This window comes from Nocardioides sp. NPDC047086, from assembly GCF_040643685.1.
Taxonomy (GTDB): Bacteria; Actinomycetota; Actinomycetes; order Propionibacteriales; family Nocardioidaceae; genus Nocardioides.
This window is the reverse complement of sequence record NZ_JBEYUV010000005.1, coordinates 108,320-130,328: the sequence shown is the minus strand read 5'-3', so window position 1 is coordinate 130,328 and position 22,009 is coordinate 108,320. Positions and strand designations below refer to the sequence as shown.

The following is a 22,009-nucleotide window of genomic DNA, read 5'->3' as shown; positions in this document are numbered from 1 at the left end:
CGATCGAACGAGAGAAGAGGAAAGTCTGATGAGCGGAGCCCAGCGCGGACAGCGTGGTGGCGAGCGCCGAGGTCGCGACGACCGTCGCAACCAGAGCGCCGACAAGACCGCCTACATCGAGAAGGTCGTCGCGATCAACCGAGTTGCCAAGGTCGTGAAGGGTGGTCGTCGCTTCAGCTTCACCGCCCTTGTGATCGTCGGTGACGGTGAAGGTCTGGTCGGCGTCGGCTACGGTAAGGCGAAGGAAGTTCCCGCGGCGATCGCCAAGGGTGTCGAGGAAGCGAAGAAGCACTTCTTCCGCGTTCCCCGCATCCAGGGCACGATCCCGCACCCGGTGCAGGGTGAGAAGGCCGCTGGTGTGGTCCTTCTCCGTCCGGCCGCCCCTGGTACCGGTGTCATCGCCGGTGGTCCGGTGCGCGCCGTCCTGGAGTGCGCCGGCATCCACGACGTGCTGAGCAAGTCGCTCGGTTCGTCCAACCAGATCAACATCGTCCACGCGACGGTGGAGGCCCTCAGGATGCTCGAGACGCCTGAGGCAGTCGCCGCCCGCCGTGGTCTCCCCGTTGAGGACGTCGCCCCCGACGCGCTGCTCAAGGCGCAGGTCGAGGCCGCGGCTCCCGCCGTGGAGGTGTCGGCCTGATGGCGCAGCTGAAGGTCCAGCAGAAGAAGGGCCTCGTCGGTCTGAAGCAGAACCAGCGAGACACCCTGCGTACGCTCGGTCTCAAGCGGATCGGCGACGTGGTCGTCAAGGAGGACCGCCCGGAGATCCGCGGCATGGTCCAGACCGTCCGTCACCTGGTGACGGTCGAGGAGGTCGACTGATATGGCACTCAAGGTGCACAACCTGGCGCCGGCTCCCGGTGCCAAGAAGGCCAAGACCCGCGTGGGTCGTGGTGAGGCGTCCAAGGGTAAGACGGCCGGCCGTGGTACCAAGGGCACGAAGGCCCGTTACCAGGTCCCCGCTTACTTCGAGGGTGGCCAGACCCCGATGCACATGCGGCTCCCCAAGCTGAAGGGTTTCAAGAACCCCTTCAAGGTGGAGTTCCAGGTCGTCAACCTCGACAAGCTCAACGAGCTTTTCCCCGAGGGTGGCGTCGTCACTCCCGAGACCCTGATCGAGAAGGGTGCCGTCCGCAAGGGCCACCCGGTCAAGGTCCTGGGCCAGGGTGACCTGACCGTCAAGGTCGAGATCAGCGCCAACGCCTTCTCCGGCACTGCCAAGGAGAAGATCGAGGCCGCTGGCGGAACTGTCACGGTTCTCTGACAGTTCTACTAACGTAGAGCCTGTCACGTGGGAGCGCGGCCGGGTCGCCCCTTCGGGGTCCCGACCGCGCTCCCGCTGTTTCAGCCCTACGTGCAAGAACTGCCGTGGGGGCTGTTAGGCTGCCACGGGTTTTCGCATCGGCGCAGGCCCTGCGACCCCTGATTGTCGAAAGAGGAACCATTCGTGCTTGGCGCGTTCGCATCAGCGTTCCGTACCCCGGACCTGCGCAAGAAGCTGCTCTTCGTTCTCTTCATCGTCGTGATCTTCAGGGCTGGGTCCCAGATCCCGGCTCCTGGCGTTCACGTCGCGAACGTCCAGCAGTGTCTTGACACGGCTCAGACCGGTGACAGCGCCGGCCTCTACAACCTGGTCAATCTCTTCTCCGGTGGCGCCCTGCTGCAGTTGACGATCTTCGCGCTCGGCATCATGCCGTACATCACCGCGAGCATCATCCTGCAGCTTCTCGTCGTGGTGATCCCTCGCCTCGAGCGCCTCAAGAAGGAGGGCCAGGCGGGGCAGACCAAGATCACGCAGTACACCCGCTACCTGACCCTCGGCCTCGCTGTCCTGCAGGCCACCGGCATCGTCGCGCTGGCTCGCTCCGGCGACCTGCTCCAGGGCTGCACGCAGCCGCTGCTGCACGACGACGGCACCGCCACCTTCCTGGTCATGGTCGTCACCATGACCGCCGGCACCGCGGTCATCATGTGGCTCGGTGAGCTCATCACCGAGCGCGGCATCGGCAACGGTATGTCGATCCTCATCTTCACCCAGGTCGTCGCCACGTTCCCGGCCACCATGTGGGCGGTCAAGAACGACAAGGGCTGGTGGACCTTCGCGATCGTGATCGTCATCGGTCTGGCGATCATGGCGGCGGTCATCTTCATCGAGCAGGCCCAGCGCCGGATCCCGGTCCAGTACGCGCGCCGGATGGTCGGTCGCAAGATGTTCGGCGGCTCCTCGACCTACATCCCGCTCAAGGTGAACCAGGCCGGTGTCATCCCGGTCATCTTCGCCTCGTCCCTGCTCTACCTGCCGGCGATGGCGGCGCAGTTCAACCAGAACGCGCAGAACCCGCCGGCGTGGGTCGACTGGATCAACAACTACTTCGTCCGTGGCGACCACCCGGTCTACATGGCGACGTACTTCGCGTTGATCATCTTCTTCACCTACTTCTACGTGTCGATCACCTTCAACCCACCGGAGGTCGCCGACAACATGAAGAAATACGGCGGCTTCATTCCTGGAATTCGGGCCGGGAAGCCGACCGAGGACTACCTGTCCTACGTTTTGTCCCGTATCACACTGCCGGGCTCGCTCTACCTCGGTCTGGTTGCGCTCATCCCGCTGATCGCGTTGGCGCTCATCGGCGCCAACCAGAACTTCCCGTTCGGCGGCACCTCGATCCTCATCATGGTCGGCGTTGCCCTGGACACGGTGAAGCAGATCGAGAGCCAGCTCCAGCAGCGCAACTATGAAGGGTTCCTCCGATGAGACTGATCATCATGGGCCCGCCGGGAGCCGGCAAGGGCACCCAGGCGAAGTTCATTGCCGAGCACTTCGGGATCCCGGCGATCTCGACCGGCGACATCTTCCGTGCCAACGTCTCCCAGGGCACGCCTCTGGGCGTCGAGGCAGCGTCCTACATGGACAAGGGAGAGTACGTCCCGGACTCGATCACCAACCTGATGGTCCGCAACCGGATCGACGAGCCCGACGCGGCCCAGGGGTTCCTGCTCGACGGCTACCCGCGCACGCTCGCGCAGGTCGAGGAGCTCGACGGGATGATCAAGTACACCGGCCACGCGCTGGACGCCGTGGTCGTGCTGACGGTCGACAAGGATGAGATCGTGCAGCGGCTGCTGCAGCGTGCCGAGCTCGAGGGTCGTGCCGACGACACCGAGGACGTCATCCGCCGTCGCCAGGAGGTCTACCTCGAGGAGACCGCGCCGCTGATCGAGGTCTACAAGGGCCGTGGCCTGGTCCACGAGATCGACGGTATGGGTGACGTCGACGACGTGACCAAGCGGATCTTCGACGAGCTCGACATCGTCCCTGAGTCCTGAACCAAATATCGTGTACGCAACGGGGGAGCAGTGGGCTTCTTGAACAAGGTCCAGATCAAGACCCCTGAGCAGATCGAGAAGATGCGTCGGGCCGGCCTCGTGGTCGGCGAGACGCTCGAGGTGCTCCGGGCCGCGGCGCGGCCCGGAGTCACCCTTCTCGAGCTCGACGCCATTGCCGAGGACTCGATCCGGTCCCGGGGTGGCGTTCCGTCGTTCAAGGGCTACCACGGCTTCCCGGGCTCGATCTGTGCCTCGGTCGACGAGGTCGTGGTCCACGGCATCCCGGGTTCCCGGGTGCTCCAGGACGGCGACATCATCTCCATCGACTGTGGCGCCATCGTCGAGGGCTGGCACGGCGACGCCGCGATCACGGTGGCCATGGGCTCGGTGCCCGAGGAGGTCTCCGAACTGATGCGCGTCACCGAGGAGTCCATGTGGCACGGCATCGCCGCTGCCCGCCTCGGTGGACGGGTCACCGACATCTCGCACGCCATCGAGACCTATGTGGAGTCCCAGGGCGACTACGGCATCCTCGAGGACTTCAGCGGCCACGGCATCGGCACCGAGATGCACATGGAGCCGTCGGTATTCAACTACGGCAAGCCCGGCAAGGGTCCCAAGCTGCAGCGCGGCATCGCGCTCGCCGTCGAGCCGATGCTCACCCTCGGTGGCCCCGAGGTCACCACCCTGGAGGACGACTGGACCGTCGTGACCGACGACGGCTCCTGGGCGGCCCACTTCGAACACACCTTCGCGCTCACCTCCGACGGCGCCTGGGTTCTCACCGCGCTCGACGGTGGCGAGGAGATGCTCGGCAAGCTCGGGGTGCCCTGGGGCGGTCACTGAGTCTCCGATGACTCAGATCGTGCGGTTCGCGCCGATGGCCGAGGTCGACGCCGACCTCGGGCTGCTCACCGCTGGGGAGCGGGCGCGTCACGAGCGGCTGGTCGCCGAGGCCGACAAGCGGGCGTACGTCGCCGCGCACGTCCTCGTCCGCGAGTGCGCTGCGGAGCTGCTGGGCACCTCGCGCGAGGAGATCGTGATCGAGCAGCGTTGTGCTCGCTGCGGCAGCTCCGAGCACGGAGCGCCGTCGGTGGCCGATGCCGCAGCGGTCCGGGTGAGCCTCAGTCACACCCGCGGCCAGGTCGCCGCGGTCGCCGCCGGCCGAGGCTGCGGCATCGATGTGGAGAAGGTCTCTCGCGGTCCTGACCGGGCGCTCTCCAGGCGCGAGGCGGCCTGGGTGGCGGGGCAGGAGGACGCTGCGTACGCGTTCACGCGGTTGTGGGTGCGCAAGGAGGCTCTGGTCAAGGCCGGGCACGGCAGCATGGCGGCCGCGCAGCGCCTCGACGTCCTCGCCGGCGACCCGTCCGGCGACGCCCCGGCGGACCGGGTGGGAGCAGTCCGGCTCACCCAGTGGGAGGGCTCCGGATTCCTCGGCGCCGTCGCGATCTGTGCCGACATGTGGACCGAAAGCTGATCGGAAACTGAACGAATCCCGCTTATCCACACCTTTGACTGGCGGATATGCGACATCACCTATCAGTTGACAGAGAAAGGGACCTCGGCATCTCGCGTGAGGCCCCGACTGTGAGTAACTTGGTCAGCCCGCGGGGACAGAGAGAGCCCCGTACTCGGGAGGAAGAACCGGATGAGTACGCAGTTGCGACCCCCAACGGCGGCGCGACCCAATCCATCAGCACGGACGCGAAGCGCGATCGTCGACCGCCTCAGTCCCGAGGACATCGACATGTTCTGGGACCAGATCGCCACCTCGCTCCCGCTTGTAGAGGAGACGGGTGCCGGTGGGGGCGAGGTGATCGTCACGTTCTGCTGGCGCGATGACGAGGCCGAAGAGGTGCTCCTCTTCGCCAACCGGCTGACCGACGAGCGTCATCTCGCCGAGACGATGCTCGAGCGGAAGGCGGGCACCGACCTGTGGCACGCATCGTTCCTGATGAAGGGCGACTGGCGGGCCTCCTACTCCTTCCTGTGCAAGCACCCCGGCGAGCCGGCCCCGTGGGAGAGCGGCGGGCAGGTCGAGCTGCGCGCCGTGCTGCACCGCGGCTACCTCGACCCGCTCAACCCCGACTGGTGCCACAACCGGCAGGGCGTCAAGCAGTCGGTCGTCTCCTTGCCCGACGCTCCGCTGCAGCCGTGGCTGTTCCGCCGTGACGACGTCGTCGCCGGCACGGTGACGCTCGAGGCGGGCCCCGACGGCCGCGACGTGTGGCTCTACGATCCCGCCGGCGCCGGTCTCAACGTCGACCTGCCGCTCGTGGTCGCCCTCGACGGTGAGATCTGGACCGACCACCACTCGCTGCCGACCACGCTCGACAACCTGATCGCCGACGGTCACCTCCGCCACGTACGCTGCGTCCTGCCCGCCTCCGGCGGCCGCGACAAGCGCTGGGAGGAGCTCGCCGGTGGCGAGGGCGCCGACTACATCGTCAACCAGCTGCTGCCGTGGGTGCGTGAGCGTCGCGCCGTCTCCGAGGAGACCTACGTCGTGGGCCAGAGCCTCGGCGGCGTCACCGCGCTCCGTGCCGGACTGACCTATCCCGGGCACATCCACGGTGTCGCCAGCCAGTCGGCCTCGCTGTGGCTCGACGACCTCGCCGACGCGGTCACGGCCGAGGCGAAGACCCGCGTGCATCTGGCACACGGCACCCAGGAGTGGGTCCTCGACGAGCTCCACCACGACCTCGTCGACCGCCTCCGTGCCGCTGGGATCGACGTCACCTCCGCCGAGCACAACGGTGGCCACGACTACGCCTGGTGGCGCTCGGCGGTCGCCGACGGACTGCGCGCGCTGCTGCCGCCGGAATAAGCGACGGCCGGGAGGGGGTTGAGACTTCACGTGAAGCTGAGTGTTCTCGACCTCGTCCCGGTCCGTAAGGACCAGTCCTCCGCAGATGCCCTCGCCGCGACGCTGTCATTGGCGAAGGTGGCCGACGAGCTCGGGTACGAGCGCTACTGGCTTGCCGAGCACCACAACATGCCGGCGGTCGGGTCGACCAACCCGCCGGTGCTGATCTCACTGGTGGCCGGTGCGACCGAACGGATCCGGGTCGGGTCCGGGGGAGTGATGCTGCCCAACCACGCACCGCTGGTGGTGGCCGAGCAGTTCTCGCTGCTCGAGGCGGCGTTCCCGGGACGGATCGACCTAGGCATCGGTCGTGCCCCGGGGACCGACCCGGTCACCTCCTGGGCGCTGCGCCACGGCGCCGGCGGCGTCACCGATGATGCGGTCAACCGCTTCCCGGAGTACCTCGACAACATCGTCGCGATGATGGCGCCGGAGGGCGTCGGGCTGATGGCCGGCGGCCGCCAGCACGTCCTGCACGCGACCCCGTCGGCAGCGTCGGTCGCCGAGCTCTGGCTGCTCGGCTCCTCCGACTACTCGGCGCGTCTGGCTGCCGAGAAGGGCCTGCCCTACGTCTTCGCCCACCACTTCGCGGGCAACGGCACCGACACCAAGGCGATGATCGAGCTCTACCGCTCGACCTTCCAGCCCTCCGAGCTCCTCGGCGAGCCGAAGACTTTCCTGACCGTGAACGCGAGCGTGGCCGAGACCGCCGAGGAGGCCGACCGCCGGGCGCTGCCCCAGCTGCTGACCATGCTGAAGCTGCGCACCGGTCAGCCGCTGACCGCGCAGCCCAGCATCGACGAGGCCGAGAAGACCGAGATCCCCGAGGCCCACCAGGTGCTCGTCGACACGATGCGGAGCCGTTGGATCATCGGCTCCGCGGCGTACGCGAAGGCGCGCCTGGCCGGGATGGCCGAGGAGTACGGCGTGGACGAGGTCATGGTGAACCCGGTCGGGTCGGCGTACGAGGGGACGGACCCGCGCACCGCGCCGGCCCGTGAGGAGACCCTGCGCCTGCTGGCCGACTGATTTGGGCGGCCGCTAGGATCGGGCCACCTCGTCGCGAGGTGACGGCGCGCCTGAGCCACTTGGGACGAGGGACCTAGGACACTGTCTGGTTCTGGGTGCGTATCGCTACGCTCGCGCACCGGTTGTGCCAGTCTGTTCACCGCTCTGTTTCCTTCTCCACATTTGAAAGTGCCGCCTCATGACACGCTGGAGCCTGCGCTTGTTGAAGCGCCGGGGGCCCCAGACTGCGACGCTCGCTGAGCAGTCAGATCCGGGTCTTGCTCGCTCATTCCCTCCGACCGGGGGGCAGGCCGTGCCCTTTTCTCCGGTGCCATCGAACACGAACCCCGCCATGCCACAGATCTCCTCCACGCCACCGCCTCTCCAGGAGGACGAGGACGAGGCCTGGCCCGAGATCATGGAGCAGTTCGGCCTCCACCTGATCAGCCTGGCCGAGCAGATGCGGCTCTCGCTCGACGGGCTCGAGGCCGACGAGGACGACCCCGATCGGTTGAAGAAGCTCTACGAGGTCGACCACGCCGTCACCCGCATGCGGCGCGCGAGTCGCGACCTGCGTACGCTCGCCGACCGCGCCGAGGACGAGATGGGTGGCATCGACACCTCGCTGCTGGACATCATCCGGATGGCGATGTCGGGCATCGAGCGCTACAACCAGGTGACGATCGGCCGGGTGAGCGACCTTGCCATCATCGGCTACGCCGCCGACGACGTCTCGTGCCTGATCGCCGCGCTGCTGGACAACGCGACGAAGTACTCCCCGGGTGCGGTGACGATCAACGTCCACCTCGCCGACGCCGGCGACGTGCTGTTCCGTATCGAGGACACCGGCATCGGCATCCCGGAGCGGTCGGTGGGCCGCCTCAACGCGCTGCTGGCGGGCCCGATCGTGGAGCTGGTCAGCAAGTCCGGGAGCCACACCGGGTTCCCGGTGGTGCACCGGATCGCCCGCAAGTACGACATCGACGTACGCCTCGCCACCCGCCCCGCCCCGGGCAACGGGATGATCGCGATGGTGACGGTGCCGGCCCAGCTCCTCTGCGAGCTGCCGGTCACGCCGCTCGAGCCTGCCGAGCTGCCGCGGACCTCGAGCGCGAGCAGCGTCGCGGTGCTGCCTCCCGCTCCGCGGCGGCGGGGACCCCGGTCCGCGCCTCAGGCGGTGCCCCAGTCCGCGCCGCAGCCGGTAGCCCGGCCTGCTCAGCCGGAGATGCGACCGGCCTCGCTCGAGCCCGTCCGCCGGCCCGTGCCACGGGCCGAGCAACAGGCTGCGCCACAGACCGGTCAACAGCCGGTTGCGCAGCAGTCGGCGGCCCAGTTCGCACCGGCGCCCAGCGAGCAGCCGTCGCCAGACCTCTCCACCGACACGATGAAGACGTCGATCCCGCTCTTCGGTGAGATGGATGGGACGGATGAGACGAACGAGGCCTCCATGTCCGCCGACCAGAGCGGCCCAGTAGAGTCGGGCGCGCTCCCGCGCCGGGAGCCGGTCAGCCTGCGCAGCAAGCAGACCGTGCCCGAAGCAGCTGTTGGACCGCAGACGGAGGAGTCCTCGCCCGAGGACCAGTCGTCGGCCCGGCACTCCTTCGCCGACGATCTCGACGCGTTCTCCCTTGGTAGCTAAGACCCAGCAGTGAAAGGAACCCTTTCGTAATGGAAAGCCCGGTCGTCCCCCGCGACCCCAAGGAATTCAGCTGGCTGATCGACAACTTCGCCAGCTCCACCCCCGGTGTGACCCATGCGCTCATCGTCTCCTCCGACGGACTCCCGCTGATCGGTGCTGGCGGCATGTCCGCCAACGTCGCCGACCCGCTCGCCGCGATGACGGCCGGAGTGATCAGCCTCGGCAACAACATCGCGCGTGAGGTGGGCGAGCCCGGCTGTGACCAGGTGATGCTGAAGTTCCACACCGGACACTTCCTCTTCATGGGCATCGGTGACCTCGCGGGCTTCGCCGTCCTCGTCGGTGCCGGTGCGAACCTGGGCGTCGTCGCCCACAAGATGGCCCAGATGGTCGACGCAGTCGGCCACGTACTCACCCCGCAGATGCGCGACGAGCTGCGTCAGATGACGGTCAGCTCGATGGCCGGGGAGAGAATGTGAGTCAGCAGAACCCGTGGGTACGTCCCTACGTGCTCACCGGCGGCCGCACCAAGACCAACCACCAGCTGTACGTGCACACGCTGGTCTCCGCGGCCCACTTCGACGCGCGCGCGGCCGCGAAGCTGACGCCCGAGTCGCGCAGGCTCTACGACCGCGTACGTCTCGGGCCACAGTCGGTCGCGGAGCTGTCCGCACACTGCGGGATCTCGCTCGGGGTGACGCGAGTGCTGCTCGAGGATCTTGCCTCGACCGAGCACCTGCAGATCAATGAGGGGGCCTACGACTCCCCGTTCGACCACCGTCTGTTGAAGAGAGTTATCGATGGCCTTTCCGAGCTCGGCTGACCGCCCGGCACTGACCGTCACCTCTGCAAAGCTCGTGATCGCGGGAGGGTTCGGCGTCGGGAAGTCGACCCTGGTCTCCTCGGTCTCGGAGATCCCGCCGGTCAACACCGAGGCATGGATGACGCAGGCCGGTGAGTCGCTGGACCCGCTCTCGGACTCGAGCGCCAAGACGACCACCACGGTCGCGATGGACTTCGGCCGGGTCACCCTCGCTCCCGACCTGCTGCTCTACCTGTTCGGCACCCCGGGTCAGCCCCGGTTCTGGCCGATGTGGGACGACCTGTGCCGCGGCGCCAGCGGTGCCGTCGTACTCGTCGACACCCGCCAGCTCGACGCGTCCTTCCCGGCGGTCAACTACTTCGAGAACGACACCGACGTGCCGTTCATCGTGGCGGTCAACCTGTTCGACGGGAAGCTGACCCACTCCCTGGAGAAGGTGCGCGACGCGCTCTGCCTCGACGAGCGGACGCCACTGGTGACCGTGGACGCCCGCGACCGCAGGTCGACGGCCAAGACGTTGGTCGCCTGCCTCTCGCACACGATGAAAACCACCCCCACACGCGCCTGAGCCCGGAGGCGCCCCCAACTCCGAAGGAGTTTCATTGCGCAAGATCCTGATCGTCGGCGCCGGACAGGCGGGCATGCAGCTCGCTCTCAGCCTCCAGGCCGAGGGCTACGAGGTGACGGTCATGTCCGCGCGTACGCCCGACGAGCTGCGCGACGGCTGGCCGATGTCGACGCAGGTCATGTTCGACCCTGCCCTTGCCTACGAGCGTGTCTACGACCTCAACCTGTGGGAGGACGAGGCGCCCCGCATCCCTGCGGTCGGCATCTCGGTCAGCCCGGAGCCCGGGGTTCGCGCGCTCAAGTTCGACGGCCCCTGGGAGCCGTACGCCATGTCCATCGACCAGCGCCTGAAGATGTCCTCCTGGCTGGAGCTGTTCGAGGACCGGGGCGGCCGGATCATCTACCACCCGGTGATGACCTCCGACCTGGCCGGCCTGGCCTCGATGTACGAGCTGACCCTGATCGCGGCCGGCAAGGGCGAGCTCGTCGAGCTGTTCGACCGCGACCCGGTCCGGTCCAAGTACGACACCCCCGGACGGGCGCTCTCGGCCATCTACCTCCACGGCATGGTCGAGCCCGACGACTTCCCCGCCGGAAGCATGCGGATCAACGTCGCGCCCGGTGTGGGGGAGCTGTTCGTGATCAGCGCCCTGACCCAGTTCGGGCCGAGCCGGGTCGCGTTCGTCGAGGCGATCCCCGACGGCCCCTTCGACTGCTTCTGGGACCACCCCCGCCCCGACGAGCACCTGCGCCGGCTGCAGCACGTGATGCTCGAGCACATGCCGTGGGAGGGTGAGCTGATGCGTGACTGCGAGCCCACCGACGCCCGCGCCTCGCTCTCGGGCGCCTTCACCGGCACGATCCGCAAGCCGTACGCCGAGGTGGCGGACGGCACCTTCGTCTTCGGCATGGGCGACGTCGTCGTGGTCAACGACCCGATCGCGGGCCAGGGCTCCAACAACGCCGCCCACTGCGCGGGGATCTACACCCAGGCGATCCTGGAGCGCGGCGACCGGCCGTTCGACCCGGCATGGATGCAGGAGACCTTCGAGACCTTCTGGGAGACCCGTGCCCAGCACTCGACCGGCCTGACCGACGCGCTGCTCAACCCGCTTCCCGACCACGTGCAGCAGGTGCTCGGCGCGGCCACGCAGCACCAGGCGGTGGCGGACCGGTTCACCCGGCTGTTCCCGCACCCCGAGGATCTCGGCCCGTTCCTCGGCGACCCGGAGGCCGCGCTCGCGTACGTCGCGGAGGTCGCTCAGGCGGACGCGGCCACCAGGGCCTGAGCGAGCGTCAGCGAGCGACCCAAAGGTTCAAGCCGCCACGTCCGTATTCTTCGCATTGCTCTACGGATGTGGCGGCTTGACGATTAGGGCATTCCTGTTCTAGGGGTCTACGCTTGGTAGTCGGTCCAACGTGGGTCTGTCTCGTCGTGCCTCGCGGCTGCCCGGTCAGCGCGCTTCTGTGCGCTCGCGGGTGAGACATGCAGATGGCTTCACGAGGTCCACTCCGAACTCTCGGAGAGGTTCCCGGACCGCCCGCGGGTCATCCGATCCGTGGTTTGAACGGTAGATGACCGACCAACAGATTGCAGAGGGCATGCCGAAGAAAGAAGGCGTGATCGAGATCGAGGGCACCGTAGTGGAGGCCCTCCCCAACGCCATGTTCCGTGTGGAGCTGAGCAACGGACACAAGGTTCTCGCCCACATCAGCGGCAAGATGCGGCAGCACTACATCCGGATCCTCCCCGAGGACCGCGTGGTGGTGGAGCTTTCTCCCTACGACCTGACGCGCGGTCGGATCGTCTACCGGTACAAGTAACCAGCCGACGATCAAGAAAGGGCTGACATGAAGGTCAACCCGAGCGTGAAGAAGATCTGTGACAAGTGCAAGGTGATCCGTCGCCACGGCCGCGTCATGGTGATCTGCGAGAACCCGCGCCACAAGCAGCGCCAGGGCTGAGTCCCAGCTCGCAGCACAACTGAATACTTCATCGAGTCGCTAGGACGCTGTGCCAGATCTTTCTGGGTCCGAACTCACCTCCGGAGCAGAGGCCGGAGCCCGAGGGTGCCACCCCGGGACGCGACCCGACCGACACCTCTGACGCAACCAGAAGGAACATAATGGCACGCCTCCAAGGTGTTGACCTTCCGCGCGACAAGCGCGTGGAGATCGCTCTCACCTACATCTACGGCATCGGCCGTACCACCTCGCAGAAGCTCCTCGAGGCCACCGGCGTCAACCCGAACACCCGGGTGCACGCTCTGGCCGAGGACGAGCTGGTCAAGCTCCGCGACGAGATCGAGGCCCAGGGCATCCAGACCGAGGGTGACCTCCGTCGTGAGGTCCAGGCTGACATCCGTCGCAAGATCGAGATCGGCAGCTACCAGGGTCGCCGCCACCGTCAGGGCCTTCCGGTCCGCGGTCAGCGCACCAAGACCAACGCGCGCACCCGCAAGGGCCCGAAGCGCACCGTCGCCGGCAAGAAGAAGGCCAAGTGATCCGACGCGCCCTGCGCGTTGATCCGGCTTTCGCCTCGATCTCACAGACCAGCCAACACAGGAGTTAATGCATGCCTCCGAAGACCCGTCAGGGGGCGACGAAGGTTCGTCGCAAGGAGAAGAAGAACGTCGCTCAGGGCGAGGCCCACATCAAGAGCACGTTCAACAACACGATCGTCACGATCACCGACCCGACCGGTGCGGTGATCTCGTGGGCCTCGGCCGGCACCGTCGGTTTCAAGGGCTCGCGTAAGTCCACCCCGTTCGCCGCGCAGATGGCCGCCGAGGCCGCTGGCCGCCGCGCGATGGACCACGGCATGAAGAAGATCGACGTCTTCGTGAAGGGCCCGGGCTCGGGCCGCGAGACCGCGATCCGTTCCCTGGGTGCGATCGGCCTCGAGGTCGGCACCATCCAGGACGTCACGCCGGCTCCGCACAACGGCTGCCGTCCGCCCAAGCGCCGCCGCGTTTGATCCCCACCGAGACATAGAAGGAGACTGAAGAGTAATGGCCCGTTACACCGGACCCATGACCCGCAAGTCGCGCCGTCTCGGTGTCGACCTTGTCGGCAACGACGCGGCGTTCGAGAAGCGCCCCTACCCTCCCGGCCAGCACGGCCGCGGCCGCATCAAGGAGAGCGAGTACCTCCTCCAGCTTCGTGAGAAGCAGAAGGCTCGCTTCACGTACGGCGTGATGGAGAAGCAGTTCGCCTCCTACTACGCCGAGGCCCACCGCCGCGGTGGCAAGACCGGCGACAACCTCCTGGTGCTCCTCGAGGGTCGCCTGGACAACGTCGTCTACCGCGCCGGCTTCGCCCGCACCCGCCGCCAGGCCCGCCAGCTGGTCGTCCACGGCCACTTCCTGGTCAACGGCAAGAAGGTCAACGTGCCTTCGTTCCAGGTCTCCGCTCACGACGTCATCGACGTTCGCGAGAAGTCCCTTGAGATGACCCCGTTCATCGTGGCTCGCGAGACCCACGGCGAGCGCGTCGTCCCCGCGTGGATCGAGGCCGTGCCGTCGCGCATGCGCATCCTGATCCACCAGCTTCCGGTCCGGGCGCAGATCGACGTCCCGGTCCAGGAGCAGCTGATCGTCGAGTACTACTCGAAGCTCTGATCAACCCTCAGCAGTAACCACGGTGAGTCCCCGGCGTTCAACTTCATACGAAGTCGTACGCCGGGGCCTTGCCAGCCCCACAGCCTTCCGTCATCACCCCTTGAAGTTCGGGTCCGTCAAATAGCGGTCGGCCCGGAAAGGACAAATCAGTGCTTATCGCACAGCGCCCCACCCTGTCGGAAGAGTCCGTCGAGGAGTTCCGCTCCCGCTTCGTGATCGAGCCCCTCGAGCCGGGCTTCGGTTACACGCTGGGCAACTCTCTTCGCCGCACCCTGCTCTCCTCGATCCCCGGTGCCTCGGTCACCTCGATCAAGATCGACGGTGTTCTCCACGAGTTCTCGACCATCGAGGGCGTCAAGGAGGATGTCACCGAGATCATCCTCAACCTCAAGGGTCTGGTCGTCTCCTCCGAGCACGACGAGCCCGTCACCATGTACCTGCGCAAGTCCGGTGCCGGTGACGTCACCGCTGCCGACATCGCGCCGCCGGCCGGTGTCGAGGTGCACAACCCTGACCTGAAGATTGCGACGCTGTCCGACAAGGGCAAGATCGAGCTCGAGCTCGTCGTCGAGCGTGGCCGTGGCTACGTCTCCGCCGTGCAGAACAAGGGCGCCGAGAACGAGATCGGCCGCATCCCGGTCGACTCGATCTACTCGCCGGTCCTCAAGGTCAGCTACAAGGTCGAGGCCACCCGTGTCGAGCAGCGCACGGACTTCGACAAGCTGGTCATCGACGTCGAGACCAAGCCGTCGATCGCTCCCCGCGACGCGATCGCCTCGGCCGGTAAGACCCTGGTCGAGCTCTTCGGTCTGGCCCGCGAGCTGAACGTCGACGCCGAGGGCATCGACATCGGCCCGTCGCCGGTCGACGAGCAGCTCGCCGCCGACCTCGCCCTCCCGGTCGAGGACCTGCAGCTGACCGTTCGCTCCTACAACTGCCTCAAGCGTGAAGGCATCCACACCGTGGGTGAGCTCATCTCGCGCTCGGAGCAGGACCTGCTCGACATCCGCAACTTCGGCGCCAAGTCGATCGACGAGGTCAAGCTGAAGCTGCACGAGATGGGCCTGTCCCTCAAGGACAGCGCTCCGGGCTTCGACCCGTCTGCCGCTCTCGCCGCCTACGGCGACGATGACGACGACGCGTTCGTCGAGGACGAGCAGTACTGAGTTTCCACCAAAACCGCCCCGTGAGGGGCGTCTACCCCGGTACCTGACACGGCCGGAGAGAAGGAGCAGGCACGATGCCTACCCCGAAGAAGGGTGCCCGTTTCGGCGGTTCGCCCGCGCACCAGAAGCTGATCCTCTCGAACCTCGCCACCGCGCTGTTCGAGAACGGCCGCATCACCACCACCGAGGCCAAGGCCCGGCACCTCCGCCCCGTCGCGGAGAAGCTGATCACCAAGGCCAAGAAGGGTGACCTGCACAACCGTCGCGAGGTCCTCAAGACCATCCGCGACAAGTCCGTCGTGCACACCCTCTTCACCGAGATCGCCGAGCAGTTCGCGGAGCGTCCGGGTGGCTACACCCGGATCACCAAGATCGGTCCTCGTAAGGGCGACAACGCTCCGATGGCTGTGATCGAGCTCGTCAACGAGGCCTACGAGCCGAAGACCAAGGCTGCTCCGGCTGCCGCGGCTCCGGTTGCCGCCCCGGCTGAGGAGAAGGTCGAGGAGGCGCCGGTCGAGGAGACCGCTGCCGAGGAGACCACCGAGACCGAGGTTGCTGCCGAGGAGACTCCCGCTGCGGAGACCACCGAGGACGAGGCCAAGGCCTGATCTGGTTCTGAACCGTGGCCCGTCACCCGCGAGGGTGGCGGGCCACAGTCATCTCCTGACTGTCATCTCCCGACCGTCACTGCCCGGCGGCCTGCTCGGTCTGCTCTGTCTGCGCGAGCAGCCAGCAGACGACCCCGCCGAGGACCAGGACCAGCGTCGTCGCGAGCGTGGTGAATGCGGACACGATCAGCATCACCGCGATGTTGTCGATGGACACGTCCGGCGTCAACGTGAGCGACAGGGACACCTGCACGCCGATGAGCAGGAGGTAGGTGATGGGGAGTCCGATCAGCCAACGGCGGCCGGTCCAGGCGGCGCATCCCCAGCCGGCCAGGACCATCACGAGGAACAGCGGTCCGAGAAGACCGGCGATGGCCGCGTTGTAGAAGTCGAGCAGCTGGGGCAGGCCGTACCAGAGCCCGGAGCTCAACAGCCAGGAGAGCATCGGCAGCACGATGCCCAGGAGCCGGGCCGTCGGAGTGCGGGCGATGTACGCCGCGCCCGCTGCCACCACGGCGTACAGCAGCGCGTTGAGCAGGATGGTCGCGACCGTGGTGAGCGTCATGCTGGCCGCCGAGCCGTCCAGGACGTACGTCAGGACGAGGCCGACCAGCGCGATCGCCAGCTGCAGGATCACCACCGTCACGATCACGACGACGGTGGTGCCCTTGAGCGATCGAGGAGTAGCCCCGGCGACGTGGGTCGGCGGGAACGGCGACGGCGGAGGCGGCGCGGCATGGCTCATGCCAGGCACACTGCCCGATCCGCTGCCGGGTGACCACCCCATTCGGGCGCGGCCGTCAGATCCCCGCCAGGAAGTCGGCGCCGTCGATGCTGCCGGGCTCGGCACCGGTGCGGGCGATGTCGTGGACCGCGCGCTGGATGGCCTCGTTGGCCGGCGTCGGGACGCCGTGGAGGCGACCGAGCAGCACGATCTCTCCGGAGAGGTAGTCGATCTCGACGCCGGTGCCGCGGCTGAGGCTCTGCCAGGTCGAGCTGTTGTTGGCGCGGCCGCGTCCGGTGATGTGGCCGACCCGTCGGGCCCGGTCCTCCTCGGCGGTCACGACGCTGATGCCGGCGGCAGCCAGAGCAGCCTCGGCCTCGACCAGGCAGCGAGCGTAGATCTCCTCGTCGCTGGGGCCGGGGGCGATCGCGGCGTTGATGCCGTTGCCGAGGTTGTTGAGGAGCTTGCGGTACTTCCAGGCCATGATGTCCGCGCGCGGCTCGCTCAGGAACCCTGCCTTGACCAGGTCGTTCGCGATCGCGCTGCTGGTCTCGTCGACGCCGCTGGGGTAGCGGCCGATGTCGAGGATGCCGGGCTTGTCGCCGGAGTCCTGGACGACGGTGCCCGGGGTGAGGAAGGTGGCCGGGAGGATGACGTGGATGGCGTACGTCCGGGCGAAGCGCCGCAGGATCCGCGGCTCGTTCGCGACGCCGTTCTGCAGGGAGACGATCGGGGTCTCCGGCGGGGCGTACGCTGCCAGGCCCTCGAGCGCCGCCTCGGTCTGCTGGCCCTTGACGCTGAGGAGCGCGACGGTGTCCTCGGTCCAGGCGACCTGGCTCGCGTCCTCCGCGGCGGGGACGTCGAGGGTGAGCACGCCGCCGGGGGTGTCGAGGGTGAGGCCGGTTTCCTGGATCGCGCGGAGGTGCTCGCCGCGGGCCACGAGGGTGACCTCGACCCCTGCCCGGTGCAGCAGACCGCCCACGACGCCGCCGACCGCGCCCGCTCCGAAGATCACATAGTTCATGGACAAAGTGTGGCAAAGCGTCCTCGCGCATTCCGCTCGGGGCGGGGGTTGCTGGGACAATGAGTGACGTGCGTATCAGGATCGACCTCGCCTACGACGGCACCATGTTCCACGGCTGGGCGACCCAGCCGGGGCTGCGTACGGTCCAGGGAGTGCTCCAGGACGCGCTGGCGACCGCGCTGCGGGTGCCGGCGACGGGGGAGCGGTCCCAGGTGTGGGTGACGGTCGCCGGGCGCACGGACTCGGGTGTGCACGCCCGCGGACAGGTGGCGCACTTCGACATCGACGCCGAGGTGCTCGAGTCCTCGCGTGGACGCTCCGAACAGTCGCCGCTCGACTCGCTGGTGCGCCGGTTGAACGGGATCCTCCCCGCCGACCTGCGCGTTCGGGCCGCCGTCGAGGCGCCGGTGGGCTTCAACGCCCGGTTCTCGGCGCTGTGGCGACGCTACGTCTACCGGATCGTGGACGACCCGGCGTATGTCGACCCGCTGCAGCGCGGGCACGTGCTCTACCGGACCCGGCCGCTCGACCTGTCGCTGATGAACGTCGCCTCCGCCGACCTCGTCGGGCTCAACGACTTCGCGTCCTTCTGCAAGCCGCGCGAGGGCGCGACCACGATCCGCGAGCTGCGCCGGCTCAGCTGGGACCGGCGCCCCGACGGGATCATCGAGGCGACCGTCCTCGCCGACGCCTTCTGTCACTCCATGGTGCGCTCGCTGGTCGGGTGCCTGATGGTGATCGGCGAGGGCCGCAAGGACGTCAGCTGGGCCAAGGAGTCGCTGGCCTCGCGCTCGCGGTCCTCGTCGATCCCGATCGCGCCGGCCAACGGCCTGACCCTCGAAGAGGTCGCCTATCCGCCCGACGACATGCTGGCGGCCCAGCACGAGCGCACCATGAACCGACGAGGAGAGCACGAGCTTGACCGGGACCGATGACGAGCACTACTTCTCCGCCGACCCGTCGGTGCCCTTCGAGCGGATCCCCGTCACCACGACCGTGTGGGACCTGGATCTCTCGCTGGTCTCGGGATCGGGCGTCTTCGCCAAGGGGCGGCTCGATGTCGGTACCGCGGTGCTGTTCCGGGAGACCGACCCGCCGGCCGGTGGGCGCATCCTCGACATGGGCTGCGGCTACGGGATCATCGGGCTCGCCTGCGCCTTGGCCGCGCCGTCCGCGCAGGTCACCGGGGTCGACGTCAACGAGCGCGCCGTCCTGCTGGCCAACGAGAACGCCGCCTCCCTCGGGCTCGGCGACCGGTATCGCGCGGCGGTTCCGGCCGAGATCGACCCGGGGATGACGTACGACGAGATCTGGAGCAACCCGCCGATCCGGATCGGCAAGCAGGCCCTCCATGAGCTCCTGCTCACCTGGCTCCCGCGTCTGGCCCCCGGCGGCCGCGCGGTCATGGTCGTCGGCAAGAACCTCGGCGGCGACTCGCTCCAGCGCTGGCTCGGCGAGCAGGGCTACCCCACCACCCGCATCGCCAGCGCCAAGGGCTTCCGTGTCCTCGAGACGCGCCGTTCCTGAACGGTCCAGGTGTCGGTTTCCGCCCTCTCGCGCGTCTCACTGCTGATCGCGCGGGGTGCGCTGCCAGACTCCGTCCATGACCAGTCCCGCGATGACCACCCCCGCGCTGAGCAACCGTCAGCGCCTGGCCCGCTCCTACCAGGCCTGGGGCGCCGCCGCGCTGCTGAGCCTGGTGACGGTGCTGCCTGTCTACCTTGCCGTCACGAGCTCCGGGATCGAGCTGTCGCGGCTGGTGAGCGTGCCGGTGATGCTCGTCGTGGGCCTGATCGGGCCGGCCGTCGGGGCGTACCTGAGCATGCGCGCCGGCCTGGGTCGGTTCTGCACCGGGGCCGCGTTCGTGATCATCGCGACCCCGATGACGAGCCTGCCGCTGCTGGCGATCCCGGCGTACGTCTTGGCGCCCTGGATCGCCGTGGCGATCAGCGAGGAGCCGGCGCCTGAGCGCCGCGACGGCTGAGCGCTCAGTCTGGGACCGATAGGTCAGCCGACACGATCGAGTCAGCGCACTCGAGCATCCGTGCGCGAGTGGCTCGGTCATGCTAAGTCCTAGGCGCCGGCGTACCCGGCCTGACCCGAACTCCGCCGAGTCGGCTCGTCATAACGAGCCGACTCGGCGGGATTTCGTGTCAAGATGCGCCGACTCGGCGGGGGTCGGGTCAGGCGGGGACCGGGTTCTTGGCCAGCCGGACCGGGAGCCGGTCGAGGCTGTAGACGACCGAGAGGTCGCGCCAGCCGAGGTCGCCGGGGTCGTCGGTGGCCATCGCCAGGTCGGGGAAGCGGCGGGCGAGGCCGGTCAGTGCCGCGCGGAGCTCCATGCGGGCCAGCTCGGCGCCGACGCAGCGGTGCATGCCGTGACCGAAGGCGAAGTGCATGGTGTCGGCGTTGCGGAGGTCGAACTGCTCCGGCTTCGGCATCACCGCGGGGTCCCGGTTGGCGCCGGTGAGGCTGACCAGGACGACAGCGCCCTTCTTGACCGGCAGACCGAAGAGGTCGTGGTCCTCGCGGGCGAACCGCGGGAACGCCAGCTGCACCGGGCACAGGTAGCGGAGCAGCTCCTCGACGACCTTGTCGACCTCAGCGCGGTCGCCCGAGCGCAGGATCTCGTACGCCTCCCGGTTCTGCATCAGGACGTAGGCGCCCATGGAGAGCATGGAGGCAGAGGTCTCGTAGCCGCCGAGGAAGACACCGTCGGCGAGACCGCCGAGCTCGACGTCGTCGTACTCCGAGCCCTTGTTGCGGATGATCTCGCCGATCATGCCGTCGCCGGGCTCGGCGCGCTGCTGACGGACCTGCTCGATGAGGAACGTCCTGGTCTCGGTGGCCGCACCGAACGCGCCGGCACCGCCCTCTGAGAGGTCGAAACGGGCCATGCCGAGCTTGTGGAACTCGTCGCGTACGTCCTCGGGCATGCCCAGGAGCTCACAGATCACCCGGAACGGGATCTCGAAGCCGAAGTGCTGGACCAGGTCGACCTCGGGGCCGTTGGCCTCCATGTCGTCGAGGGCGTCGGTGACGATCCGGTCGATCATCTCGTTGAGGCGGCCGAGGCGGCGCATCGTGAACTCGGGGGTCAGCAGCCCGCGGAGCTTGGTGTGATCGGGCGGGTCGGTCATGCCGAGGCCGCCGATGCCCTCGGCGTCGGTGCGCTTGCGGGTGCCGAGCAGGTGGCGCATGTCGTTGGAGTAGGCGTGCCGGTCGGCCAGGACGTGCTTGGACTCGGCATGCCCGGTGACCAGCACGATGTCGAGGCCGAGCACCGAGCCCAGCTTGGTGACCGGCGCCTGCTCGCGGCTCTCGGCGAGCATCGGGACCGGGTCGAGGCCGTCACGGCGCAGCGGGAAGGTCAGATGCTCGGGGATCTTGCGCAGCGTGGTGATGTCGGGGATCGGCGACTCCTTGCCTCGCATCGCGAACTGCAGGGCAAGCTTGCGGGCACGCTCGGTCAGCGGTCGCGTCATCGCCCATACAAGGGGACGCACCTGGGCAGCAATCGACATGCGGCCAGTCTGGACCATCGCCAAACGCCGGTCATCAGGAATAACCCTGGTTTGAGGTTGTGTCTTGGATCACCCCTCAGGATCGCCCTTCAGGAGCGCCCCGGGATCACCCGTGGAGGACGGTCCTGAACAGCGCGCACGTCTCCTCGATCGCCAGCTGCGCGGCCTGCGAGTGGTGGCCCATCGCGAAGAAGCCGTGGATGAGGCCGTCGCAGTGGTGGTAGGTCGTGGGGACCCCCGAGCTCTCCAGCGCCTTGGCGTACGCGATGCCCTCGTCGCGCAGCGGGTCGAACTCCGCGGTGACCACGACCGCCGGTGCCAGGCCCTCCAGGCGGCCCTTGATCGGGCTCAGCCGGGGGTCGGCGCGATCCGCGTCGCCGACGTAGTTGTCGGAGAACCACTTCATCGTCGGCAGCTCGAGGAAGTAGCCGTGGCCGTTCTCCGCGTAGGACGGGTAGCCGCTGGTCATGTCGGTCGCCGGGTAGATCAGCAGCTGGGCGGCGAGCTCGCGCCCCTCGTCGCGGAAGACCTGCGCGACCACGGCCGACAGGTTTCCGCCGGCGCTGTCACCGGCGACCGCGACCCGGCCGTCACCGCCGAGCGTGGCGGCGTTGTCGCTGACCCAGCGAGCCGCGGCCAGCGCGTCGTCGTAGGCGGCGGGGAACGGGTTCTCGGGGGCGAGCCGGTAGTCGACCGCGACGACCACGGCGTCGCAGATCGTGGCGAGGTTGCGGGCCTGGTCCTCGTGGGTGTCGAGGTCGCCGACCACCCAGCCGCCGCCGTGGAACATCACGATCGTGGGCAGCGGCCCCTGCGTGGTGGGCCGGTAGATGCGTACGTCCAGGTCGCCGGCCGGCCCTGGGATCACCGAGCTCTCCACCGATCCGACAGGTGGAAGCGGGATGCCCTCGCCCAGCGCGCGGTAGAGCGCTCGTGCCGTCGGTGGGTCGAAGGACTCCAGGGGCTGGCCCTTCGCGAAGAGGGTGAGCAGGTCAGCGATCTGGCTGTCGAGCGGAGGCATGGCGACAGTCATATCGTTAATTGCCAAAATGTGTCGAGCGTCACGTTCTGCTGATGGGACCGCTGGATCGAACCCGTCCGGTAATAACC

General features: G+C 67.9%; 28 protein-coding genes. 24 read left to right on the top strand and 4 right to left on the bottom strand.

The window, feature by feature from the left end; translation table 11 throughout:
- The first annotated feature begins 28 nt into the window (after positions 1–28).
- From rpsE to rplQ, 21 genes are all read left to right on the top strand, one after another.
- Entirely contained in the window at positions 29–640 is a 612-nt protein-coding gene (gene rpsE / locus ABZ796_RS06125) for a 30S ribosomal protein S5 (protein WP_357335427.1), read from the top strand.
- Positions 640–822, top strand: a complete 183-nt coding sequence (gene rpmD / locus ABZ796_RS06120; RefSeq protein WP_008361029.1) for a 50S ribosomal protein L30 — start codon at positions 640–642, stop codon at positions 820–822. Before rpsE ends, rpmD begins: the two co-directional genes overlap by 1 nt.
- Position 823: 1 nt before the next feature.
- Positions 824–1,264, top strand: coding sequence for a 50S ribosomal protein L15 (gene rplO / locus ABZ796_RS06115; RefSeq protein ID WP_091052397.1), 441 nt, complete (start codon positions 824–826; stop codon positions 1,262–1,264).
- Positions 1,265–1,447: 183 nt separating this feature from the next.
- Positions 1,448–2,758 (top strand): preprotein translocase subunit SecY, encoded by a 1,311-nt coding sequence (gene secY / locus ABZ796_RS06110; RefSeq protein ID WP_357335425.1) that lies wholly within the window; start codon positions 1,448–1,450, stop codon positions 2,756–2,758.
- Entirely contained in the window at positions 2,755–3,330 is a 576-nt protein-coding gene (locus tag ABZ796_RS06105) for an adenylate kinase (protein WP_357335424.1), read from the top strand. Before secY ends, ABZ796_RS06105 begins: the two co-directional genes overlap by 4 nt.
- Before the next feature lie 30 nt (positions 3,331–3,360).
- On the top strand, positions 3,361–4,176 hold the full coding sequence (gene map / locus ABZ796_RS06100; RefSeq protein WP_357335422.1) for a type I methionyl aminopeptidase: 816 nt from the start codon (positions 3,361–3,363) through the stop codon (positions 4,174–4,176).
- A gap of 7 nt (positions 4,177–4,183) precedes the next feature.
- A complete protein-coding gene (locus ABZ796_RS06095; RefSeq protein WP_357335421.1) occupies positions 4,184–4,807 on the top strand; it encodes a 4'-phosphopantetheinyl transferase superfamily protein in 624 nt (207 codons plus the stop codon).
- A 270-nt stretch (positions 4,808–5,077) separates the two neighbouring features.
- Positions 5,078–6,157 (top strand): enterochelin esterase domain-containing protein, encoded by a 1,080-nt coding sequence (locus ABZ796_RS06090; protein ID WP_357335419.1) that lies wholly within the window; start codon positions 5,078–5,080, stop codon positions 6,155–6,157.
- A gap of 30 nt (positions 6,158–6,187) precedes the next feature.
- A complete protein-coding gene (locus ABZ796_RS06085; RefSeq protein WP_357335418.1) occupies positions 6,188–7,225 on the top strand; it encodes an LLM class flavin-dependent oxidoreductase in 1,038 nt (345 codons plus the stop codon).
- A 331-nt stretch (positions 7,226–7,556) separates the two neighbouring features.
- Entirely contained in the window at positions 7,557–8,843 is a 1,287-nt protein-coding gene (locus tag ABZ796_RS06080; protein WP_357335417.1) for an ATP-binding protein, read from the top strand.
- Positions 8,844–8,872: 29 nt separating this feature from the next.
- Complete coding sequence (locus ABZ796_RS06075) at positions 8,873–9,322, top strand: roadblock/LC7 domain-containing protein (protein WP_357335416.1); 450 nt, start codon at positions 8,873–8,875, stop codon at positions 9,320–9,322.
- A complete protein-coding gene (locus ABZ796_RS06070; protein WP_355224278.1) occupies positions 9,319–9,666 on the top strand; it encodes a DUF742 domain-containing protein in 348 nt (115 codons plus the stop codon). Before ABZ796_RS06075 ends, ABZ796_RS06070 begins: the two co-directional genes overlap by 4 nt.
- Positions 9,644–10,234, top strand: a complete 591-nt coding sequence (locus ABZ796_RS06065) for an ATP/GTP-binding protein (RefSeq protein WP_357335415.1) — start codon at positions 9,644–9,646, stop codon at positions 10,232–10,234. Before ABZ796_RS06070 ends, ABZ796_RS06065 begins: the two co-directional genes overlap by 23 nt.
- 34 nt (positions 10,235–10,268) lie before the next feature.
- The gene (locus tag ABZ796_RS06060) at positions 10,269–11,522 is read left to right on the top strand and encodes a styrene monooxygenase/indole monooxygenase family protein (protein WP_357335414.1); all 1,254 of its coding nucleotides are present in this window, start codon (positions 10,269–10,271) and stop codon (positions 11,520–11,522) included.
- Positions 11,523–11,835: 313 nt separating this feature from the next.
- The gene (gene infA / locus ABZ796_RS06055; protein WP_011757309.1) at positions 11,836–12,057 is read left to right on the top strand and encodes a translation initiation factor IF-1; all 222 of its coding nucleotides are present in this window, start codon (positions 11,836–11,838) and stop codon (positions 12,055–12,057) included.
- Positions 12,058–12,084: 27 nt separating this feature from the next.
- Positions 12,085–12,198: a 50S ribosomal protein L36 gene (rpmJ, locus tag ABZ796_RS06050; protein ID WP_008361054.1), complete on the top strand. Its 114-nt coding sequence runs from the start codon at positions 12,085–12,087 to the stop codon at positions 12,196–12,198.
- 161 nt (positions 12,199–12,359) lie between these two features.
- Positions 12,360–12,737: a 30S ribosomal protein S13 gene (gene rpsM, locus ABZ796_RS06045; protein ID WP_008361056.1), complete on the top strand. Its 378-nt coding sequence runs from the start codon at positions 12,360–12,362 to the stop codon at positions 12,735–12,737.
- A 71-nt stretch (positions 12,738–12,808) separates the two neighbouring features.
- Positions 12,809–13,210 carry a 30S ribosomal protein S11 gene (gene rpsK, locus ABZ796_RS06040; RefSeq protein ID WP_091052417.1) on the top strand — a complete coding sequence of 134 codons (402 nt, stop codon included), beginning with the start codon at positions 12,809–12,811 and terminating at the stop codon, positions 13,208–13,210.
- 34 nt (positions 13,211–13,244) lie between these two features.
- Positions 13,245–13,853 (top strand): 30S ribosomal protein S4, encoded by a 609-nt coding sequence (gene rpsD / locus ABZ796_RS06035; protein ID WP_357335413.1) that lies wholly within the window; start codon positions 13,245–13,247, stop codon positions 13,851–13,853.
- A gap of 149 nt (positions 13,854–14,002) precedes the next feature.
- The gene (locus tag ABZ796_RS06030) at positions 14,003–15,019 is read left to right on the top strand and encodes a DNA-directed RNA polymerase subunit alpha (RefSeq protein WP_008361061.1); all 1,017 of its coding nucleotides are present in this window, start codon (positions 14,003–14,005) and stop codon (positions 15,017–15,019) included.
- A gap of 74 nt (positions 15,020–15,093) precedes the next feature.
- On the top strand, positions 15,094–15,627 hold the full coding sequence (gene rplQ, locus ABZ796_RS06025) for a 50S ribosomal protein L17 (RefSeq protein ID WP_357335412.1): 534 nt from the start codon (positions 15,094–15,096) through the stop codon (positions 15,625–15,627).
- Between the two features lie 76 nt (positions 15,628–15,703).
- Here rplQ and ABZ796_RS06020 read toward each other — a convergent pair whose 3' ends face one another.
- Positions 15,704–16,372 carry a hypothetical protein gene (locus tag ABZ796_RS06020; protein ID WP_357335411.1) on the bottom strand — a complete coding sequence of 223 codons (669 nt, stop codon included), beginning with the start codon at positions 16,370–16,372 and terminating at the stop codon, positions 15,704–15,706.
- A 55-nt stretch (positions 16,373–16,427) separates the two neighbouring features.
- Complete coding sequence (locus ABZ796_RS06015; RefSeq protein WP_357335410.1) at positions 16,428–17,375, bottom strand: 2-dehydropantoate 2-reductase; 948 nt, start codon at positions 17,373–17,375, stop codon at positions 16,428–16,430.
- Between the two features lie 68 nt (positions 17,376–17,443).
- Here ABZ796_RS06015 and truA point away from each other — a divergent pair, with 68 nt between their 5' ends.
- From truA to ABZ796_RS06000, 3 genes are all read left to right on the top strand, one after another.
- The gene (gene truA, locus ABZ796_RS06010; RefSeq protein ID WP_357335409.1) at positions 17,444–18,310 is read left to right on the top strand and encodes a tRNA pseudouridine(38-40) synthase TruA; all 867 of its coding nucleotides are present in this window, start codon (positions 17,444–17,446) and stop codon (positions 18,308–18,310) included.
- Positions 18,294–18,902 (top strand): methyltransferase, encoded by a 609-nt coding sequence (locus tag ABZ796_RS06005; RefSeq protein ID WP_357335408.1) that lies wholly within the window; start codon positions 18,294–18,296, stop codon positions 18,900–18,902. The genes truA and ABZ796_RS06005 overlap by 17 nt, the downstream gene beginning before the upstream one ends.
- A gap of 76 nt (positions 18,903–18,978) precedes the next feature.
- On the top strand, positions 18,979–19,359 hold the full coding sequence (locus tag ABZ796_RS06000; protein ID WP_357335407.1) for a hypothetical protein: 381 nt from the start codon (positions 18,979–18,981) through the stop codon (positions 19,357–19,359).
- A gap of 199 nt (positions 19,360–19,558) precedes the next feature.
- On the opposite strand, the gene ABZ796_RS05995 is transcribed toward ABZ796_RS06000, so the two are convergent.
- The gene (locus ABZ796_RS05995; protein WP_357335406.1) at positions 19,559–20,899 is read right to left on the bottom strand and encodes a cytochrome P450; all 1,341 of its coding nucleotides are present in this window, start codon (positions 20,897–20,899) and stop codon (positions 19,559–19,561) included.
- Between the two features lie 106 nt (positions 20,900–21,005).
- Positions 21,006–21,920, bottom strand: coding sequence for an alpha/beta hydrolase (locus ABZ796_RS05990; RefSeq protein ID WP_357335405.1), 915 nt, complete (start codon positions 21,918–21,920; stop codon positions 21,006–21,008).
- Positions 21,921–22,009 lie beyond the last annotated feature (89 nt).